Here is a 3,039-nt window from a genome sequence, read left to right as displayed (position 1 = left end):
CTTCGGCGTTGTAAGGTTAAGCCTCACGGTTCATTAGTACCGGTTAGCTCAACGCATCGCTGCGCTTACACACCCGGCCTATCAACGTCGTCGTCTTCAACGTTCCTTCAGGAGACTTAAAGTCTCAGGGAGAACTCATCTCGGGGCAAGTTTCGTGCTTAGATGCTTTCAGCACTTATCTCTTCCGCATTTAGCTACCGGGCAGTGCCATTGGCATGACAACCCGAACACCAGTGATGCGTCCACTCCGGTCCTCTCGTACTAGGAGCAGCCCCCCTCAGTTCTCCAGCGCCCACGGCAGATAGGGACCGAACTGTCTCACGACGTTCTAAACCCAGCTCGCGTACCACTTTAAATGGCGAACAGCCATACCCTTGGGACCTACTTCAGCCCCAGGATGTGATGAGCCGACATCGAGGTGCCAAACACCGCCGTCGATATGAACTCTTGGGCGGTATCAGCCTGTTATCCCCGGAGTACCTTTTATCCGTTGAGCGATGGCCCTTCCATTCAGAACCACCGGATCACTATGACCTGCTTTCGCACCTGCTCGCGCCGTCACGCTCGCAGTCAAGCTGGCTTATGCCATTGCACTAACCTCCTGATGTCCGACCAGGATTAGCCAACCTTCGTGCTCCTCCGTTACTCTTTAGGAGGAGACCGCCCCAGTCAAACTACCCACCAGACACTGTCCGCAACCCGGATCACGGGTCCACGTTAGAACATCAAACATTAAAGGGTGGTATTTCAAGGTCGGCTCCATGCAGACTGGCGTCCACACTTCAAAGCCTCCCACCTATCCTACACATCAAGGCTCAATGTTCAGTGTCAAGCTATAGTAAAGGTTCACGGGGTCTTTCCGTCTTGCCGCGGGTACACTGCATCTTCACAGCGAGTTCAATTTCACTGAGTCTCGGGTGGAGACAGCCTGGCCATCATTACGCCATTCGTGCAGGTCGGAACTTACCCGACAAGGAATTTCGCTACCTTAGGACCGTTATAGTTACGGCCGCCGTTTACCGGGGCTTCGATCAAGAGCTTCGCCTTGCGGCTGACCCCATCAATTAACCTTCCGGCACCGGGCAGGCGTCACACCGTATACGTCCACTTTCGTGTTTGCACAGTGCTGTGTTTTTAATAAACAGTTGCAGCCAGCTGGTATCTTCGACTGATTTCAGCTCCACGAGCAAGTCGCTTCACCTACATATCAGCGTGCCTTCTCCCGAAGTTACGGCACCATTTTGCCTAGTTCCTTCACCCGAGTTCTCTCAAGCGCCTTGGTATTCTCTACCTGACCACCTGTGTCGGTTTGGGGTACGATTTGATGTTACCTGATGCTTAGAGGCTTTTCCTGGAAGCAGGGCATTTGTTGCTTCAGCACCGTAGTGCCTCGTCATCACGCCTCAGCCTTGATTCTCCGGATTTGCCTGGAAAATCAGCCTACACGCTTAAACCGGGACAACCGTCGCCCGGCCAACATAGCCTTCTCCGTCCCCCCTTCGCAGTAACACCAAGTACAGGAATATTAACCTGTTTCCCATCGACTACGCCTTTCGGCCTCGCCTTAGGGGTCGACTCACCCTGCCCCGATTAACGTTGGACAGGAACCCTTGGTCTTCCGGCGAGCGGGCTTTTCACCCGCTTTATCGTTACTTATGTCAGCATTCGCACTTCTGATACCTCCAGCAACCCTCACAGGCCACCTTCAACGGCTTACAGAACGCTCCCCTACCCAACAACACACAGTGTCGCTGCCGCAGCTTCGGTGCATGGTTTAGCCCCGTTACATCTTCCGCGCAGGCCGACTCGACCAGTGAGCTATTACGCTTTCTTTAAATGATGGCTGCTTCTAAGCCAACATCCTGGCTGTCTGGGCCTTCCCACATCGTTTCCCACTTAACCATGACTTTGGGACCTTAGCTGGCGGTCTGGGTTGTTTCCCTCTTCACGACGGACGTTAGCACCCGCCGTGTGTCTCCCGTGATAACATTCTCCGGTATTCGCAGTTTGCATCGGGTTGGTAAGTCGGGATGACCCCCTTGCCGAAACAGTGCTCTACCCCCGGAGATGAATTCACGAGGCGCTACCTAAATAGCTTTCGGGGAGAACCAGCTATCTCCCGGTTTGATTGGCCTTTCACCCCCAGCCACAAGTCATCCGCTAATTTTTCAACATTAGTCGGTTCGGTCCTCCAGTTAGTGTTACCCAACCTTCAACCTGCCCATGGCTAGATCACCGGGTTTCGGGTCTATACCCTGCAACTTAACGCCCAGTTAAGACTCGGTTTCCCTTCGGCTCCCCTATTCGGTTAACCTTGCTACAGAATATAAGTCGCTGACCCATTATACAAAAGGTACGCAGTCACCCCATTAAAGAGGCTCCCACTGCTTGTACGTACACGGTTTCAGGTTCTTTTTCACTCCCCTCGCCGGGGTTCTTTTCGCCTTTCCCTCACGGTACTGGTTCACTATCGGTCAGTCAGGAGTATTTAGCCTTGGAGGATGGTCCCCCCATATTCAGACAGGATACCACGTGTCCCGCCCTACTCATCGAGCTCACAGCATGTGCATTTTTGTGTACGGGGCTGTCACCCTGTATCGCACGCCTTTCCAGACGCTTCCACTAACACACACACTGATTCAGGCTCTGGGCTCCTCCCCGTTCGCTCGCCGCTACTGGGGGAATCTCGGTTGATTTCTTTTCCTCGGGGTACTTAGATGTTTCAGTTCCCCCGGTTCGCCTCATTAACCTATGGATTCAGTTAATGATAGTGTGACGAATCACACTGGGTTTCCCCATTCGGAAATCGCCGGTTATAACGGTTCATATCACCTTACCGACGCTTATCGCAGATTAGCACGTCCTTCATCGCCTCTGACTGCCAGGGCATCCACCGTGTACGCTTAGTCGCTTAACCTCACAACCCGAAGATGTTTCTTACGATCCATCATCGTGTTGCGAAAATTTGAGAGACTCACGAACAACTTTCGTTGTTCAGTGTTTCAATTTTCAGCTTGATCCAGATTTTTAAAGAGCAAA

At 52.7% G+C, this 3,039-nt stretch carries 1 rRNA gene; it reads right to left on the bottom strand.

Annotated elements, in window-relative coordinates:
• Window positions 1–12: 12 nt before the first annotated feature.
• Window positions 13–2,917: ribosomal RNA gene (locus C7B16_RS23900) — 23S ribosomal RNA — on the bottom strand.
• Between the last annotated feature and the right edge of the window lie 122 nt (window positions 2,918–3,039).

Source organism: Escherichia sp. 20412-1, assembly GCF_003027595.1.
GTDB lineage: Bacteria > Pseudomonadota > Gammaproteobacteria > Enterobacterales > Enterobacteriaceae > Escherichia > Escherichia marmotae.
The sequence above is the reverse complement of the archived record's forward strand: the minus strand, read 5'-3'. Positions and strand labels throughout refer to the sequence as shown.